18 protein-coding genes are annotated in these 16,003 nt (G+C 41.1%); 6 read left to right on the top strand and 12 right to left on the bottom strand.

All coding sequences use genetic code 11. From position 1 onward, the window contains the following. The first annotated feature begins 81 nt into the window (after window positions 1-81). Window positions 82-957, top strand: a complete 876-nt coding sequence (locus gpAD87_RS08275; RefSeq protein ID WP_064637422.1) for a LysR family transcriptional regulator — start codon at window positions 82-84, stop codon at window positions 955-957. Between the two features lie 87 nt (window positions 958-1,044). Here gpAD87_RS08275 and gpAD87_RS08270 read toward each other — a convergent pair whose 3' ends face one another. Next, on the bottom strand, window positions 1,045-1,509 hold the full coding sequence (locus tag gpAD87_RS08270) for a hypothetical protein (protein ID WP_064637420.1): 465 nt from the start codon (window positions 1,507-1,509) through the stop codon (window positions 1,045-1,047). 18 nt (window positions 1,510-1,527) lie between these two features. Continuing rightward, complete coding sequence (locus tag gpAD87_RS08265) at window positions 1,528-2,007, bottom strand: GyrI-like domain-containing protein (protein ID WP_063562670.1); 480 nt, start codon at window positions 2,005-2,007, stop codon at window positions 1,528-1,530. A gap of 106 nt (window positions 2,008-2,113) precedes the next feature. Between gpAD87_RS08265 and gpAD87_RS08260 the strand changes: the two genes are divergently transcribed. Further along, window positions 2,114-3,076 (top strand): helix-turn-helix transcriptional regulator, encoded by a 963-nt coding sequence (locus tag gpAD87_RS08260; protein WP_064637419.1) that lies wholly within the window; start codon window positions 2,114-2,116, stop codon window positions 3,074-3,076. A gap of 188 nt (window positions 3,077-3,264) precedes the next feature. Here gpAD87_RS08260 and gpAD87_RS08255 read toward each other — a convergent pair whose 3' ends face one another. Next, complete coding sequence (locus gpAD87_RS08255) at window positions 3,265-4,296, bottom strand: ketopantoate reductase family protein (protein WP_063562672.1); 1,032 nt, start codon at window positions 4,294-4,296, stop codon at window positions 3,265-3,267. 44 nt (window positions 4,297-4,340) lie between these two features. Then, on the bottom strand, window positions 4,341-5,084 hold the full coding sequence (locus gpAD87_RS08250; protein WP_064637417.1) for an acetoacetate decarboxylase: 744 nt from the start codon (window positions 5,082-5,084) through the stop codon (window positions 4,341-4,343). Between the two features lie 161 nt (window positions 5,085-5,245). On the opposite strand from gpAD87_RS08250, the gene gpAD87_RS08245 reads away from it, so the two are divergent. After that, a complete protein-coding gene (locus gpAD87_RS08245; protein ID WP_063562674.1) occupies window positions 5,246-6,130 on the top strand; it encodes a LysR family transcriptional regulator in 885 nt (294 codons plus the stop codon). Between the two features lie 59 nt (window positions 6,131-6,189). On the opposite strand, the gene gpAD87_RS08240 is transcribed toward gpAD87_RS08245, so the two are convergent. Continuing rightward, the gene (locus gpAD87_RS08240; RefSeq protein ID WP_063562675.1) at window positions 6,190-6,705 is read right to left on the bottom strand and encodes an AAA family ATPase; all 516 of its coding nucleotides are present in this window, start codon (window positions 6,703-6,705) and stop codon (window positions 6,190-6,192) included. An 81-nt stretch (window positions 6,706-6,786) separates the two neighbouring features. Continuing rightward, on the bottom strand, window positions 6,787-7,698 hold the full coding sequence (locus tag gpAD87_RS08235) for a helix-turn-helix transcriptional regulator (protein WP_064637415.1): 912 nt from the start codon (window positions 7,696-7,698) through the stop codon (window positions 6,787-6,789). 109 nt (window positions 7,699-7,807) lie between these two features. Between gpAD87_RS08235 and gpAD87_RS08230 the strand changes: the two genes are divergently transcribed. Both gpAD87_RS08230 and gpAD87_RS08225 read left to right on the top strand, forming a co-directional pair. Beyond that, window positions 7,808-8,272 carry a VOC family protein gene (locus gpAD87_RS08230; protein ID WP_063562677.1) on the top strand — a complete coding sequence of 155 codons (465 nt, stop codon included), beginning with the start codon at window positions 7,808-7,810 and terminating at the stop codon, window positions 8,270-8,272. After that, window positions 8,262-8,843: a YdeI/OmpD-associated family protein gene (locus tag gpAD87_RS08225; protein WP_064637413.1), complete on the top strand. Its 582-nt coding sequence runs from the start codon at window positions 8,262-8,264 to the stop codon at window positions 8,841-8,843. Before gpAD87_RS08230 ends, gpAD87_RS08225 begins: the two co-directional genes overlap by 11 nt. A gap of 26 nt (window positions 8,844-8,869) precedes the next feature. On the opposite strand, the gene gpAD87_RS08220 is transcribed toward gpAD87_RS08225, so the two are convergent. Beyond that, a complete protein-coding gene (locus gpAD87_RS08220) occupies window positions 8,870-9,853 on the bottom strand; it encodes an aldo/keto reductase (protein ID WP_064637411.1) in 984 nt (327 codons plus the stop codon). Window positions 9,854-10,039: 186 nt separating this feature from the next. Between gpAD87_RS08220 and gpAD87_RS08215 the strand changes: the two genes are divergently transcribed. Beyond that, on the top strand, window positions 10,040-10,921 hold the full coding sequence (locus gpAD87_RS08215) for a LysR family transcriptional regulator (protein ID WP_064637409.1): 882 nt from the start codon (window positions 10,040-10,042) through the stop codon (window positions 10,919-10,921). A gap of 173 nt (window positions 10,922-11,094) precedes the next feature. Here gpAD87_RS08215 and gpAD87_RS08210 read toward each other — a convergent pair whose 3' ends face one another. The 5 genes from gpAD87_RS08210 to gpAD87_RS08190 all read right to left on the bottom strand — a co-directional run bounded on the left by gpAD87_RS08210 (window position 11,095) and on the right by gpAD87_RS08190 (window position 15,951). Beyond that, window positions 11,095-12,063, bottom strand: a complete 969-nt coding sequence (locus gpAD87_RS08210; protein WP_064637408.1) for a hypothetical protein — start codon at window positions 12,061-12,063, stop codon at window positions 11,095-11,097. After that, complete coding sequence (locus gpAD87_RS08205; RefSeq protein ID WP_064637406.1) at window positions 12,060-12,554, bottom strand: RNA polymerase sigma factor; 495 nt, start codon at window positions 12,552-12,554, stop codon at window positions 12,060-12,062. Before gpAD87_RS08205 ends, gpAD87_RS08210 begins: the two co-directional genes overlap by 4 nt. A gap of 328 nt (window positions 12,555-12,882) precedes the next feature. Beyond that, the gene (locus tag gpAD87_RS08200) at window positions 12,883-13,947 is read right to left on the bottom strand and encodes a Gfo/Idh/MocA family protein (protein WP_064637404.1); all 1,065 of its coding nucleotides are present in this window, start codon (window positions 13,945-13,947) and stop codon (window positions 12,883-12,885) included. A gap of 157 nt (window positions 13,948-14,104) precedes the next feature. Beyond that, window positions 14,105-14,995: an AraC family transcriptional regulator gene (locus gpAD87_RS08195; protein WP_063562684.1), complete on the bottom strand. Its 891-nt coding sequence runs from the start codon at window positions 14,993-14,995 to the stop codon at window positions 14,105-14,107. Window positions 14,996-15,270: 275 nt separating this feature from the next. Beyond that, a complete protein-coding gene (locus tag gpAD87_RS08190) occupies window positions 15,271-15,951 on the bottom strand; it encodes a TetR/AcrR family transcriptional regulator (RefSeq protein ID WP_064637402.1) in 681 nt (226 codons plus the stop codon). Window positions 15,952-16,003 lie beyond the last annotated feature (52 nt).

Below are 16,003 nucleotides of genomic sequence, written 5' to 3'. Positions count from 1 at the left end.
GTTTATCCATCTTGTATAATCCGTAAATCAGATGTTACATATCATGATTTCAGATAGATTGTTTTCTAAAGGAGGGTCAACTTGGATATTCACTTACTGGAAATTTTCATTCAAACCGTTCAAGAAGGAAGTATTTCCAAAACAGCGAAAAAACTAAATTATGCTCAGTCCAATGTTACAAACAAAATTCAACAGTTAGAGGCCGATCTTCAGACCGCATTATTTTACCGTCACAAAAAGGGAGTTACACTTACTCCTTCAGGACAAATTTTAGTCGGTTACGCCGAAAAGATTCTACATACCATTAACGAAGCCAAAGCCGCAGTAGGAAGCAGCTCCATTCCTTCAGGTCCTCTCGTTATCGGTTCTATGGAAACAACTGCAGCGGTCCGGCTGCCTTCCGTGTTCGCGCAATATCATTTGAAATATCCGAATGTTGATTTCTCTTTAGTTACAGGGCCAACAGAAAAGCTGCTTCATGGAGTTCTGCATTATGAACTGCATGGAGCTTTTGTTTCCGGTCCGATAGAACACGCAGATCTCACGCAGGACAAAGTCATCAATGAGAAACTTGTTCTTGTCACTTCACCCAAACATCCCTTGATACAATCAATCCATGATTTACAAAATCATACGATGCTGGTTTTTCCCAAAGGATGTTCATACCGAGCCAAACTTAACACTCTCCTGCAAGAAGAAGGATTATTGCCTGTGAAATTAATGGAATTTGGAACCCTCGAAACGATAATTGCTTGTGTTAGTGCTGGTATGGGTATTACTTTACTGCCTTATTCCATCATTGCGGATTATGAAGTCCGTGACAAGGTAACCTGCCACTCCTTACCGGAGAAGTATTCTTCAGTAACGACCATGTTTATTAAACGAAAAGACACCCTCATTACACCGGCGCTATCTGCTTTTTTAGATGAAACCAAGAAAGAGATTCTCCAAAGCTAGTTGCACAGATAAAACAAAAAAAGCCGCTAATACAGCGACTTTCAATGGGGCTATGCTCAGCTTCTTCCACATGCACTTTTGCCCACTTCAATACTCTCTCTTGATTACAAAAAATGAGCCCCGAATGGTTCCAGCTAACTTAGATTTCTGTCTGGCAAACTTAAACTTGCCTTCTAACTCCGCTGGAACTTCCATCCCCTCAGAAAGCTTAAAACCCACGGCCCGCTTCTTAGGGTCATCCACCGTATACATGACATTGAGTCCAAGACCATCTTCATAAAAGACGTAGGAGAATCGAATGTTTTCCACTTGAAAAGCTGATGTTTCCAAGGGCTTGGCTGCAAACTCAATATCACGTTCTTCCTTCAAAATTCGTGTTACATAGTCAAGGGTGTCCTGACTTTCGCTAGCAGGAACAACCGTAAATTCATGCTTATATTTGTTCATAAAATAACGGGCTTCATTTGCACGCAAACCTGCAAGCGCTGCTGCTACTGGTGAGGACTCTAGACCGACTGTAGACACATTTTTAAAATCAACGATATATGACATTCCGATCTCTCCTTTACCTTATTTCCTAACAACAGGAATCCATATTTCACCAAATAACAAGCCGTTTTGTTGTCCCATCTCAACCGTAGTATTTGGCCCACCAACATATGCATAATTCGTTTCCGCTGGTAGAACTTGTCCGAATGCAACGCCAGTAAGGTTATTACTCAACTCATCAGATGTTGTCCCTTCCCCTTTAACGACCAGGTATTCTCCCTTGGGGAATTGGATTACTCTGGTTGCTTCTGGCAGTGTTTCTTCTGTCATGACGCCCGCATAATGCATCATCTTGTTATTCACCGCTTCGTTCACGGCAAAAATATAGTCATTTGTCGCTATAGCTTTTAAAGCATCCAGGCTTCCATCTTCTTTCACAGCCGACCAAAAATCCACCTTTTCTTTGTTAATACCAGCAAAGTCGGTGTAGTGGCTCTTAAGCTCAGTTCCTATACCTAAAACGATAAAGCTGTCTTTTTCCTCAATATTGTAATTACTCATTCCTAACACCGTCCTCTTTAAATTTATCAATGGATTTGTCTTTTCACTTGATGGGTTTATAATAACCTTAAATCATGTCAAATTATGATACTGTTTAGGGGGACCCATGAAAAAAGTTGAACGGATCAATATCATCATGAGGTATATCAATAACCGCGCCCACTTTACCATTTCCGAAATCATGCGGGAATTTAACATCTCTCGTTCGACCGCTATTCGAGATATCCGAGAAATTGAAGCTATGGGTATGCCGCTTGTCGCTGAAGTTGGGAGGGATGGGGGTTATTTTGTCATGAACAACTCTGTCCTGCCTACGGTCCGCTTTACGGATAATGAAATCAAAGCTCTTTTTCTCGCCTTTATGGCAACCCGAAATCAACAACTTCCTTATCTGAAGAGTCGTCAAACTTTAACCGAAAAGTTACTGGGCCTCATCTCCGAAAATCAGCAAGATGACCTTGTTCTTTTAAATCAAATATTGCTTTTTGAAGGAACCAACCCCCATAATCCCGACTTGCTTGATCTGTCAGACCTGCCCCACCCTATGTTGGAAAAACTCATACAGCTTCTTCTTATAGAGAACTATCTGTTGGTTACCGTCCAAGAAGAGATGGAAATAAAGTCTTATCCCATTTATCTTTTGCACCTTTATCGTGAAAAAAGCCTATGGCTCATTGAAGGCTTTGACTTAGAGGAAGAAAAGAGACGGATTTTATCTGTCGATAATCTCACCCATATAGAATTATTCCCTGTGAAAAAAAAGTTAAGTAAGAAAAAGATTTTAGAACAACTAAGTAAGCAGGAGGAAATGATTAACCTTGTCCTTGAACTGGGTCCAAAAGCGATTGGCCAATTCAAGAAATACCATCCTTTAAAGCTTTCACTTTCTTATACGAACCCTTACCAAACCACAGCCGTTATAAAGACCTTCATCAATGTTCATCATGCAGAAGAATTAACCGAAATAACCAATTGGTTGCTTTTCTTAGGTGGAGATATCAAGATCAAGGAGATGCCAGAAGTAATCTTAGCAGGTGTACAAAAGAGATTAAGCTTATATTGCCCGTAAGTAGTGGATAGTTAAAAACAAATAACTTTGAGCATGGCCGTGTTTTTATTATCTGCTGTTTCTACTGAGATCTACTATGGGACATTATCCCAATTGCCCTTAACTTTAAGGAAACGTTTAGCGATAAAAAAACGCATTGAGGAATTATCTCCTCAACACGTTTTCTGGCGATCTATAACTCACTCACATCATCTGTTATTGTTAAGCTCTTCAAAGAACTTAATATTAATCTCGAAATTAGGCACAGTTTGAGATTCTTCAGCTTGTTTGACTAATCTTACAACCATATCATTATAAGGTGTTGAGATTTGTTTGCCTGAAGCTGAGCGCGGAACTACTCCATTGATATAATCAATTTCGGTCTTCCGTTGCTTTTCGAGATCCTGTAGCATGCTTGCTTTTAACAGTCTGGACGACTCCATGAGAACCCGAAGTGTTTTAATTCGTTCCGGGATATCCTCTTCACTTTGTATTTCCAAAGATTCAATATCAAAGCCGCTCATCGTGGCAAATTTCACACCATTTGCGTGTCCAACTTTGATCGTTTCATTGGCAATACGGACGGCACTTACGATACTAATATCATGGTCAAGCACAACGCCATACTCCACGTTTAGTGCTGCAGATAGGCCGCTAAATGCATTGTTAATAAGCAATTTAGACCACTTCGTGCCCACCAGATTATCGGAAATATGTGTTCCACCCACAAGGTCTAGTATAGATTTGATCTGTTGAATTCTTTCGGTTGTTTCACCATTTAATTCACCAATTTGAAAAGCATACTGCTTAAAGCGGCTAAACTCTGTTGTAAGTCTTGATACTCCTGGTTCAATAAACGTAGCACCAAATTCAACAGATCCGGCAATGACCCGTTCTCGGCCAACAATGGAAGCCACCTTCTCTTCAGGGATACCGTTCTGCAAGGAAAGCACAACACTTTGGTCGTTTAAAAACGGCAACAGATCTTGAAGGACAGACTCGTTATATAGCTGTTTAGTTAAAAGCAAGATTAAATCATATGTTCCTGACATATCCTCAGGAGTAATGGCAGTCACCTTTGCCTGGAAATCCGTAGTGCCAGTAATTTGGGCCCCTGTCTGGTTTAATGCATCAACATGTGCTTGATAGACATCGATCAACTCTACATTTTGTCCGCCGGCAGCAATATATGCACCAGCGATGGTTCCTAAGGAACCTGCTCCTAAAATTGCAATTCTCATATGGAATTCCCCTACCTTTTATGTTTGATTGCTTTTAATGACGTTTATTTTTCATCAGCTAAATAATCATATATAACTGTTGGAGAAGGCAGCGAAAGCTCTGTTATGATATGGGAAGCTGAAACAACCTCAAGTACAGGCAAATCTGCCATTGGCGCAAGAGCATGAGCGAATAGCTCCAGTCTTGCAGGACCTGACCAGGCGCCCTGAATTTTAATATCCGTAATTTGGCTCCGTACCAATTCACAGATTCTTGGATATCCGTCATAATCAGGCATCTTTTTCAGCATATAATTTGGTTTAACAATCTCTTGTAGCGCCTCCGAATGATCAAGCGGAAAATGCTTATATCCCATAGTCGCGGTAGCCACTCTCAAAGAGCCATAATCCATAAGTCCAACCAATGTGTCGGAATCTACATACAAACTGGGTTTACCCATTTTTTTAGGATAGGCTCCTATTTCCCTGCCTGATGCGATTGCAGGAAAACTGTCTACGTACATTGCGTGGAGATAATCTCCTTCCTCCCCTTCAAAGTTAACAGGTATCACCTGTCCACACTCTGTATAGGAACCAAGGCCTGTTACATCCGGCATTTTCATAATCTCAAACCTTACAATCGGAGAGGTAACTTCCAATGGCTCCGGAACGATTTTTCTTAAGCGTTCTAGATCGGTTCTATATAAAATGTTCAAGTATTCGCGATTATAGAAACGATATGGTCCCAAAGGAAATGCCCCTGCATCCAGCGGAGTTGTAAATTGCTTAACCACTTCTTCCTTTCTCATCTGAACGACACCTTCCGATCTCTAATTTCTTCATTCTGTTGTCTGATTTCTCTACCGAAATGATGATTACAAAACCCATTTTACATCTCAATTTACATTTAATCTAATACATGATAATATATAAACTCATTTATTATAATAAATATAAGAGGTGCACTATAGTGGAGCTGCTTCAATTGAAATACTTTCAGACCGTCGCTTATACAGAACATATATCTAAGGCTGCCGAACAATTAAATATTGCTCAGCCTTCTTTAAGCCTGACGATAAAGAGACTTGAGGATGAATTGGGTACAACCTTATTTGATCGGAAAGGAAGAAATATTCAATTGAATGTATCCGGAAAAATCCTCTTGAAACATGTCAACAGGATTTTCACCGAAATTGAAAATGCAAGAATGGAAATACAAACGCAGGATAACGAAATGGCCCATACCATCAAAATATCGATTTCAAATCCCAGATTCCTATCAGGACTGATCACCAGGTATATTACCCAGTGTCCGGATACCAATATACAACAGGGACTTGGAGCTAGAAATGACATCCTTGCAAGCTTAAAAAAAGGGGATATTGATTTGGGGATCGCAGGTCCACCTATAGCGGACGATGAGATTGAGAGTTGTGTCCTTATTAATGAAGATATCGTGCTGGTTTTACCTTCCACACACAAGTTTGCGACAAAATCTGAAATTTCGTTAAGCAAATTGGCCGAAGAATCTTTTATTTCCCTTGCTAATAATGAGGAATATAGCTTTTTTACAACCGAGCTTTGCAAAAAAGCAGGATTCACTCCCAAGAATATATTCGAGGTGGACTCTCATTTACTCGCGGAGATTATTAAGGTCAATCAGGGTATCTCGTTAATCCCTATCTCGGTCTGTAGAAAGTTGGATTTGAATTACGTCAGAATCGCAGATATTAATCCCACCTATCCAGTGGGGCTATCTTGGGTGAAGGATAGACATTTATCCTCCTCCACCAGAAATTTCCGGGACTTTATTATTGCATATTTTAATGATCATTATGCATTGTACAAAGTTTAAAAAACTACATATTCGGAGCATTCTGTGACTTTTTGCGACTTGAAATTAGTCATTGGTTTTCATCTAAAATGCAGTAAAATATCGTTCACTGATTGTTCAGCGGACTGCTCCGAACTATCCAGCCAAAATCCGATTTGAGGCGTTTCCTTCAAAAAGTCTGAATACAAATTCTCTACCGTGAAGCCAGTGTACCCCACTTTTCCTCTTGATTTTTCACGCTCTTTTACCACTTCTACCTTCGGACACAGCACAACTAACTGAACCGGGTAATCCTTTAACTGCTCCATCATATAGACTAATTCCGCGCCGTAGTAATTATCCTGCAAAACAACAGAAAAACCATTCTCATAATAGGTTTTTGCGGCATTTGCGGCTAACTGATAACGCAAATATAATTGACGGAATGCTTCTTCCGACGGTTCAGCGGACATGTCTTCGCGGCCGGATACAATCATGCGACGGAATATATCACCACGCAGATGCACGGCTTTTCCCAGCTTGGAAGCCAGCAGCTCCGACACTGTTGACTTACCAGAAGCCATTACGCCTGTAATTAAGTAGATCGCTTTTTCCATAACTAAATACCTCCTTCTTATCATAAAAAGAGACCGGCCTATACAAAGAAGAAACATTCAACAGAATTAAGATATGGGTTCTTAGACATATTTATTTATCATGGCATTTAGAAACTCTCGAAATTCTTCAACATATGCTTTAGGTTCTATGATTTCCAAATCCGTTCCAAAGCTAGCTAAAAACCGGAATCCAAAGTGGTTTTGCGGCATATCTATTTCGGCTATAAGCAGTTCGGAATTGTGAGCCTCAATCCTTTTTTGACCGTATCTTTCAATAAATTGATCTTTTATTCGATGTGAGATCAATACTTTAATTGTAATTAGATTCGGTTGATAATATTGCTCTGTTTTCTGTTCAGTCATATAATCTCTAGCAATAAATGTTTTAATATCGATATTCAGATTATCCGTTCTGGACAGTTTAAACGTTCGATACTCCATTCGATCTAAACAAAACCCCTTCAAATACCAACTCATTTCACTAAAATGAAGTTGGTATGGCTCGACCCGTCTCTGTGACTTGACCCCACTTTGATCTATATAATCGAATGTAAGTAACCTTCCTTGCTCTATTGCTTCCTGACAGGTCTTTAAGATTTGGACAATTTCAGGACGACCATCCCAATTATAAAAAGACAGTTGAATTGTACCTCCCGAAATCGTTGAACCTATCATCGATTCAATCTTCTTAAGCGTTGATTCTACTTCGTCACTAAAGAGAATTTTCCCTAATCCGCCCAGTGCAGTTAGTATATTTTCTAAATCTTTGCTACTTAGAAGTCGTTTGTCTATTTTGTATTCATCCATAATCCCGTATCCACCGTTCACTCCATTTATAGAATAAATGGGAATGTTAGATAATCCAAGTGTTTCCATATCACGTAGAATCGTTCTTTTGGACACATTGAATAATTTCGCAAATTCGGTGGCTGATACGACATTCTTTTGCAGCAAGATCATTATGATCGATATTAATCTTTCAATTTTGTTCATGATAATCCTCTTTAGGTAAATAAATTTCGAATATAGCTATAATAGGTGACAATCTAGCTGTCACCTATTATAGCTTACACTTCATGTATTACAAGAAGGAGGTTTTATCATGTCAGTTATTGCATATTTAAATTTTGATGGGAACACAGAACAGGTCATCGCGTTTTACTCAGAAGCTTTAAACGCAAGTAAGGTGAAAAAAGTGAAATTCAAGGATTTTTCACAAGATCCAAACTATCCATTGCCAGAAAATGAGTTGAATATGATTATGGAGTCATCGTTAGAATTCGCTGGTGGGAAAATAATGATGTCGGATGTTCTTCCTTCGATGAAGAATGTAACGGGTGAGCTGGTTAAAGGTAACAATGTAATCATTAGTATCATTATTGATGATAAACAGGCAATGAAAAACTACTTTACTAATTTGTCTGAAGGCGGCTATGTGATCATGCCATTATCAGAGATGCCTTGGTCTTCCTGCTTCGGAATGTTGGTTGATAAATTTGGTATCGTTTGGAAGTTTAATAGCGATGCTTACACATTCCTGGATAGCGTAATTTCTAATGCTACTTAATGAACTGCTTCCAGCAAAGTCAAAAAGCGAATTGAGATTTTGGTTTCAAGAACATTGCCTGACTGAAAATTCTTGCTGGGTCGTGGTGAGTATGAAATCAACACCAGGTACGTTGCTATATCTGGATGCTGTTGAAGAAGCCTTGTGTTTTGGATGGATTGATGGACAAAAAAAGAAAATTTCCGAGACTCAATTAGCTCAAAGACTATCTCCGAGAAGCAAAAAAAGTTCGTGGACTGAATTGAATAAAGAACGAGCCCGTCGCCTTGAATCGTTGGGATTAATGACAGATGAAGGTCGAAAGGCTCTCCCTGATCTCAGTTACGAATCATTTAAAATTGACCCTATTATTGAGCAGAGGTTGAAAGAGGACACGGATGTATATCAGAATTTTGCGGCATTGCCAGATCTTTATAAAAGAATTCGAATCGACACCATCCAAAGCTATAAAACTCAACCTGAGTTATTTAACAAAAGATTAGATAAGTTTATAGCAAACACCAAACAAAATAAAATGTATGGAAATTGGAATGACAATGGGCGCCTATACAACCAAAACACCTCACCTTGAATATTCAAGGTGAGGTGTTTAACCTGTTAAATGCCTGTCTTTTTCTTCTCAGATTCGGGATAGCGGTCACCCAAAATTTGGATCTTGCTGATCTCATCATTAATTGTCATCAATTCTTGCTCGGTGAAGACGATATCAGTTGCTGCAACATTTTCTGAGATTCTACTGACATTTGTTGTGCCTGGGATAGGAACAATAGAGGGTTTCTGAGCAAGAATCCATGCTAGTGCAATTTGCGCTGTGGTTACATTTTTCATCTCAGCAAGCTTGTTTAGGTACTGAATAAACACCTGATTCGCTTCCATCGCTTCCTTTGTAAACCGCGGAAGCTCGCCCCTATTGTCGTTCTCGGTGAATGAAGCATTCTTGTCTAATTTCCCGGTAAGAAATCCACGACCCAAGGGACTATAGGCTACCAAACCGATCCCCAATTCATCGAGTACGGGAAAAATGTCTCTTTCCAGCTCTCGCCACCACATCGAGTATTCACTTTCCACTGCCGTCAGTGGTTCAACGTTATGCGCACGACGAATCGTTGTAGCGCTCGCCTCTGACAAACCCCAGTGGAGAATCTTACCTTCTTTTTTCAGCTTTTGCATCGTCAACGCCACATCTTCAATTGGAACCTTTGGATCAACACGGTGGATGTAGTATAAATCGATATAATCTGTTTTTAATCTTTTTAATGATCCTTCAACCGAACGAATAATGGATTCTGGACGGCTGTCCAGTTCATTTGTTGTGCTAGCTATTTTATGGCCTCCTTTCGTTGCAATCTGTACCTTATGCCGATGCCCTGTGAGCGCCTCACCAACAAGCTCCTCATTGGTGTAAGGCCCATAAACCTCTGCTGTATCAAACATCGTGATGCCAGCATCAATAGCTGAGTGTACAACGGATATCATTTCACCCCGGTCTTTTGCCGGTCCCCGATGGTAGTTCAGCCCCATACATCCAAATCCAACTTCAGAGGTTTCCAAACCGTTGACTCCCAAAATTCTTTTCTTCATCATCGTTTCCTTTCTTAACCGTATTTTTTATCAGGCTTATAAATTTGTTTAAGAGTATCTACTCCTATGGTAATTTCCAAAGTGAAAGATTTCTAATACCTATGATGAATGTTTTATCATGCCTAATATGTATCGTATAATAATCTGTAAGTTATCCATTAGTGGACTTATGGAAGGATGATTAGAATGGATATTCGTGTTTTGAAGTATTTTTTAACTGTGGCTAACGTAGGCAATATAACAAAAGCAGCAGAAATCCTTCACATTACACAACCAACACTAAGCCGACAGCTTATGGATCTTGAAGAAGAGCTGGGTACTCGTTTGTTTATACGGGGCAAGAGGCAAATTACGCTGACCGATAGCGGGCTACTTTTTCAACAACGGGTAAAAGAAATTATTTCCCTTCTAGATAAGACAGAAAGAGATCTGGCAGAACAAAAAGATTTGATTGGTGGCGTTGTTTCTATTGGATGTGTTGAGTCCACCGTTTCTAGAGCGTTGCCAGAATTATTAGAGGAATTCTCCAATCGGCACCCTAGGGTACAATATGAATTGTACAGCGCAGATGGAGATGACATTAGAGAGAAACTTGATCGAGGAAATATCGATATCGGTATATTTTTGGAACCAATTGAAGCTGTAAAGTATGAATATATTCGATTACCCTATGAGGAAAAGTGGGGGATTCTGATGAGACGTGATGATCCTCTTGCTCAGAAAAAATCTATTGGTATTGAAGATATTCTTGCTTTATCCTTAATTCTGCCCCGACGTACAATTGTACAAAATGAGATTGCAAGCTGGCTTGGTGTAGAGAATGATAGCCTGTCAATTTTTGCATCACATAATTTACTGACGAATGCTATGCTGTTGGTAGAACGGAAACTTGGATATGCCATTTGTGTGAGTGGATCTTATACGATCCGGGAAAGTAGTCGTACTTGTTTTGTTCCATTTGAACCTGAACGGACCAGTAGTCATGTACTCGCTTGGAAAAAGAATAAAATATTCAGTTCAGCTACTGCACACTTTATTCAGTTTATAAAAGATACCTATCAAACTTAATCTCCATGATTATTAAAATAACCCAAAGCCCACGTACTGCTCCAACTTGAGCAATACGTGGGCTTTTACGATCTTAATTCATCTGAACAGTTAGGTGACCTTCTCCGGTATTTTTGGATTCAGCATGAAGTCATCTCCCTAATCCTAAATGTTCATCAATCGCTAGCTTCGTCTTACTCGCCCAGGCTGTTCCAGAACGCTTGGAAGGCACCTTTCTCGATTTCGAAGAATACCGGTACATTGCCGTAACGCACCAGACCTTCCCCAAACAGAACTAATTGGACCTGCGTCTTATCTTCGAGCGTCAGGTAGATGATCTTGCGATTTTCCTGCCCGTAAAGGCGCTCCTCCAGTTGAGGGCTTGTTGCTATCGGTTTAGCCGCGTAAAGCGCTGAGATAAAGCTGTTAAGCGATTTGTCCGCTGCGAGCGGCTGCAGTTGCTGCAAGCCGTTGTTCCAGCTGGCGAAGGTCTCCCACTGCGCCGAAGTGACGTTGTCTTCGAGATGAAGCTTGCCGATAAGGTCTTCGCCGCTGCCGATAGTGATGCCGTTGCTCTGGTCAAACAGTTGGGCATATACCTGACCATCGATCTCGGTGTAAGACATGATACGGAAATTCGTGTCGTAGCCGTTGACCGCATAGATGTCCGCTTCTCCAATGTTGGAGGCCAGCTCCGTGTACTCACCCTTGTCGCTCAGCTCATGAATGCCCCCTGTTGTAGTACCGAGCTTCTCGCCTCGCAGGGCAAGCGCATCCGTACCGTCAAGCGATGTAGCAGACTGTGTATAGACGTTGCCCTGATAAACCACCAGTTGAAGCATATCGGCCTTCACGCCGTTCTTTGAATCCGGCAGCTCTGTCTTCGGAATCACCACAGGGTCGAATGATGCGCCCGGAGTGACCTGTGCCACCTGCGTCGCTGGCGCGGCCGGTCCGCTCACTTGCTGCCATATGCTTGGCGCCGCGAGTCCAACACTGGCAGCAATGACGACGCTCGCTGCAATATATAGAGGTTTTCGCTGGCGCTTTTGTTCATGGCGTTGTGTGTTCAAGGTTTGCTCTATCCGTTTTTTCATTTGGTCATTTGTTTTCATATGGTCCACCGCTTTCTTATAATTTCGTTTGAATTGTTCCTCGTTCATTGGGGTTCTTCTCCTTCCAGCTCCAGTTTTAACAGCTGTCTTCCCCGCTTCAATCGCATCTTCACTGCAGACTCGCTGATCTGCAGAATCTCGCCGATTTCCCGGATCGGATAATCTTCGTAATAGTACAAATGAACCACCGATCTATACTTGACGGGCAGTGACAACACGAGTTCGATCAGTGCCTGATCTTCGGGGTCGTCTGTCGTAAGGGGATCTGCTCCCTCCAACTTGACCTCCCGTTTGCGCCAGCCTCTGCCTAATAAGGATTTACAATGATTGGTGATGACCCGGATCAACCATGCTTTCTGATGCTCTGCATCGTTGAATATAGGGGCTTTTTCCATTAACTTGATGAAGGTATCCTGAGTGGCTTCCTCCGCGTCCTCTCTCCTGCCGAGGTGCACCATGGCAATCCGGAACAGCGTATCCGCGTAAGTCTCATAGACTTTCATCATATGATCTCCCCGTTGGGGCATTGATCGCTGCATGGTTGTTCTGCCCTCCTTTATATCTCTAACACTCTCAAGGACGTCATTTGGTCACATTTTGTTGTAAATTTAATATTTAGATATTTTTCAAACGAGTGACCAGATCAACCTCTTGTTCTCAAGGACGGATATAGATTTATAAGATAAAACAATAAAAAGCCGCTAAAATAGCGACTTTGAAGATTAAAATCCAATTGGGATTCATCATATAGCGAGCCTTTTGGCCACAATTAAACTTACGGAAATTTAGACAGACAAAAAGCCGTCATTATGACGGCTTACACGATTTAACACATCTATGGTAGTTACAGCAATAACAGAAAGTGTGTTAAATACTTCTATGGATTACACTTTTGGTCTCTGCTGCCTCAAAAATGGTCTCAATCAGTACAAGTACTCTGTGAACTTCATCATTCTTAATTGCAATTTCAGATTTCCCTTCGAGTACAGAGACGAAATTTTCATAGAAGCTTTGCTCCTCCAAATCCGGCTTTTCAATCGCAAACTTTAGTGTGGACTGTTCGGACGGCGGTGCCATCGTTTTGGTCAATCCCTGCCCCGCTTTGATAGGTTTCGGCTCTATATGAGCAACATCCGGATTTCGAGTGATAATCTCTCCACTTAAATCCCAGTCCCTAATCACTGCTGTACCTTCCGTTCCTTTGAGATACCATCTCGGTAACTTCACATAATTGGTCGTTCCCACTTCAATAAGTGCCGTAAGGCCATCTTTAAATGTTATATAACTCGTAAAGCCATCATCCACTTCGGTTCCCAAAATATAACTTAAATTAGCCGCCACACTTTCAATTTGGCTATCTGTAATCCGTAGCAGTTGGTCCAGCAAATGCACGCCCCAATCCAGCAGCATACCTCCACCGTAATCCTTCAGCTGGCGCCAGTCGCCAGGAATGCCATTGGCTCCTTGAACCCGAGATTCCAAATGGAACAGCTCGCCCAATGTCTTTTTATCGATGATGTCCTTGGCAGTCCGGAAATCTTCATCCCAGCGACGATTTTGATGAACCGTGAATACACGTTTCTCCTCGTTCGCTACCTTGACAATATCATTAAAATCCTTGCTGGTTATTGTAACCGGTTTTTCGCAAATTACATGTTTACCAGCCTGCAGAGCTTGAATTGCTATATCTTTGTGAACATCATTAGGTGTAGCAATCAAAACGATATCCACCAGCTCATCTGTCAGAACAGCATCCAGACTTGCGTATGTTTTATAGCCGGCTTCCTTTCCCAATTCCATCCGATATTCAACAGTATCGTATACCCCGATTACGGAAATCTGTGATACAGGCTCAATTAACTGGCAATGATAGCTGCCCATCCCCCCAAAGCCAACAATTGCTATATTATAAATTCGGTTATTCATCTTCATCGTCCTTTCCCTTTTTGAATATGCCTACATGTTAGATTTCTCACAGCAAACTTTATGTAAAAAAGATGAGTGGCTGCGACCTTGATTTATGCAAGATGTATAGCACCTCAACTTGTTTAATACCCTTATCATACAAGTCTCATAAAAGACTATCTTCCTATTTTCTTGCTGTTTTATTCCCGGATATTGTCATGCGATACTTTAAAGGCGATGTCCCCGTCGCTTCCTTGAAGAAGTGATGAAATGTCTTAACGCTATTAAATCCGGCTTGCTCTGCTATTTCGGTAATCGAATAATTTTCATTGAGCAAAATCCATTTCGCTTTATTAAGTCGATATTCGTTTAGAAAAGTTACGAAGGTCATTCCTGTATTTTTCTTAAAAAACTTAGTGAAATAATAAGGACTGAACCCTATATAATCGGCAACGTCTTTTAGTATAATTGATTCCTGGTAATGGCTTTCTACATATTCAAAAATTCGTTCCAGCTTTAAAAGCATTTCTTTGGTCGGAGTCAGGATATTTTCCGAGATTTGGGGTCGATGTTTCTCACTCCCCCTTGGTACTTCTCTTAGAATAAAAGTCAACATTTCATAAAGTTTGGCCTTGATCATATATGCATAGCCCTCTTTGCGCTCGTAATCTTCTGTGCTTATGTTTTGCAGAAGAGGAAGAAGCTTGGTTGCCGTTTCATGAGGCCAGTTTCTGCTGGATTGCTCTATTTGAGTAAAAATGTCACGAAGCGACCGATCATCGTAAATTAGTGTGGATACGTCTTGGAACAGGCTCAGATCAAATTGAATAACAATTCGCTCACTATCAGGGGATGACAAAAAAAAGTGGACGTCACCGCCATTAATGAATTGGACTTCCCCCTGCTTCAGACGGATTACCTTGTCATTCAACCCCAAATCCAGGCTTCCCTGGGTAACATAAATAATTTCAATTTCCTTATGCCAGTGAGGATAACAGAGCACATCCCCTTTGTGAATAAAGCTTCGAAATGGGAGTCTTTTGTCGAGTTCCGGGATTTCTAGATATAAACTCATGTACGCTAGCAGTCCTCCTTATATGTGTTGCATTCAATAATATATCTTGTAATCGTTTTCATAAAAACTTCCTGTGCAAATTCCTTCTGTTCATTCTCTGTAGATCCTAATAATAATTCAAAAGGATATGTTTATAAATGTTTTTCTCATAAGAATTGTTGCTGAGTAGCCCTGCGTCATCAAGTCGATTTTGAAGGAAACAGTGCAAGATTAACAACAAACCTTTTTTCAAAAACCGCACATCCGATATCCGGATGTACGGTTTTGTTTACATTCTAATTCCCTTGTTCCTGTATCACCTGTTCAATTCCCGACAAAATCAGCTTCAAGCCGAACTCAAACGCTCCGTCGCTCCCCATCATCTCAAACAGCCCGCTCTTGTGCATTCTTCGGAACAACCCTGCTTCTGTCTCGCTCATGGAGTCCAAGAGCTGAATCATCTCCCCGCCCGGAAGCTCTCCCTGATCCTTAATCATTACGGATACTGTGCGCTGATGCTCATAATTATCCAGAACAAAGAAGAAAACATAGTTCACAAGCGTAAGAACGGCTTGCAATTTCTGCTCTTGCTCAAGTGGCGTCGATTCCATGCAGAGAAGCATACGGTTGGTGAAGCGAATCATGTCCGGCTCATGTGGCAGCGTCTGCATCATAAGCTGCGTGGAGCAGGGATAACGGCGGAGTACACTCCGTATCGATATCGCAAGACCCTCCATTTGCACCTTCCAGTCCCCGTCAGATTGGAATTCGTTCAGGATCATTTTCGATATCTGGTTGGCCAGATGCTGGTAGAGATGCTGCTTGCTCTTAAAGTACCAGTACAGAGAAGGAGCCTGAATACCCAACCGTTCGGCCAATCGCCTCATACTGAATTTCTCAATACCTTCATGCCCAAGAAGCTCCCAAGAGGCTTCCAAAATCTTATCCTCCGAAATCTGAGGCTGTTGTTTTTTCATCCGTATCCGCCCTTTTATCTAACAGTGTAAGATTATGCTTTACAGGTTCATA

This window comes from Paenibacillus sp. AD87 (assembly GCF_001659845.1).
Taxonomy (GTDB): Bacteria; Bacillota; Bacilli; order Paenibacillales; family Paenibacillaceae; genus Paenibacillus; species Paenibacillus marchantiae.
The sequence above is the reverse complement of the archived record's forward strand: the minus strand, read 5'-3'. Positions and strand labels throughout refer to the sequence as shown.

Excerpts from the sequence above, each read along its gene's own strand:
- gpAD87_RS08250 (WP_064637417.1), bottom strand. The coding sequence starts at position 5,084 with ATGAGAAAGGAAGAAGTGGTTAAGCAATTTACAACTCCGCTGGATGCA.
- gpAD87_RS08210 (WP_064637408.1), bottom strand. The coding sequence starts at position 12,063 with ATGAACGAGGAACAATTCAAACGAAATTATAAGAAAGCGGTGGACCAT.
- gpAD87_RS08220 (WP_064637411.1), bottom strand. The coding sequence starts at position 9,853 with ATGAAGAAAAGAATTTTGGGAGTCAACGGTTTGGAAACCTCTGAAGTT.
- gpAD87_RS08190 (WP_064637402.1), bottom strand. The coding sequence starts at position 15,951 with ATGAAAAAACAACAGCCTCAGATTTCGGAGGATAAGATTTTGGAAGCC.
- gpAD87_RS08255 (WP_063562672.1), bottom strand. The coding sequence starts at position 4,296 with ATGAGAATTGCAATTTTAGGAGCAGGTTCCTTAGGAACCATCGCTGGT.
- gpAD87_RS08205 (WP_064637406.1), bottom strand. The coding sequence starts at position 12,554 with ATGCAGCGATCAATGCCCCAACGGGGAGATCATATGATGAAAGTCTAT.
- gpAD87_RS08235 (WP_064637415.1), bottom strand. The coding sequence starts at position 7,698 with ATGAACAAAATTGAAAGATTAATATCGATCATAATGATCTTGCTGCAA.
- gpAD87_RS08225 (WP_064637413.1), top strand. The coding sequence starts at position 8,262 with ATGCTACTTAATGAACTGCTTCCAGCAAAGTCAAAAAGCGAATTGAGA.
- gpAD87_RS08195 (WP_063562684.1), bottom strand. The coding sequence starts at position 14,995 with ATGAGTTTATATCTAGAAATCCCGGAACTCGACAAAAGACTCCCATTT.
- gpAD87_RS08240 (WP_063562675.1), bottom strand. The coding sequence starts at position 6,705 with ATGGAAAAAGCGATCTACTTAATTACAGGCGTAATGGCTTCTGGTAAG.
- gpAD87_RS08200 (WP_064637404.1), bottom strand. The coding sequence starts at position 13,947 with ATGAAGATGAATAACCGAATTTATAATATAGCAATTGTTGGCTTTGGG.
- gpAD87_RS08270 (WP_064637420.1), bottom strand. The coding sequence starts at position 1,509 with ATGTCATATATCGTTGATTTTAAAAATGTGTCTACAGTCGGTCTAGAG.
- gpAD87_RS08215 (WP_064637409.1), top strand. The coding sequence starts at position 10,040 with ATGGATATTCGTGTTTTGAAGTATTTTTTAACTGTGGCTAACGTAGGC.
- gpAD87_RS08265 (WP_063562670.1), bottom strand. The coding sequence starts at position 2,007 with ATGAGTAATTACAATATTGAGGAAAAAGACAGCTTTATCGTTTTAGGT.
- gpAD87_RS08260 (WP_064637419.1), top strand. The coding sequence starts at position 2,114 with ATGAAAAAAGTTGAACGGATCAATATCATCATGAGGTATATCAATAAC.
- gpAD87_RS08230 (WP_063562677.1), top strand. The coding sequence starts at position 7,808 with ATGTCAGTTATTGCATATTTAAATTTTGATGGGAACACAGAACAGGTC.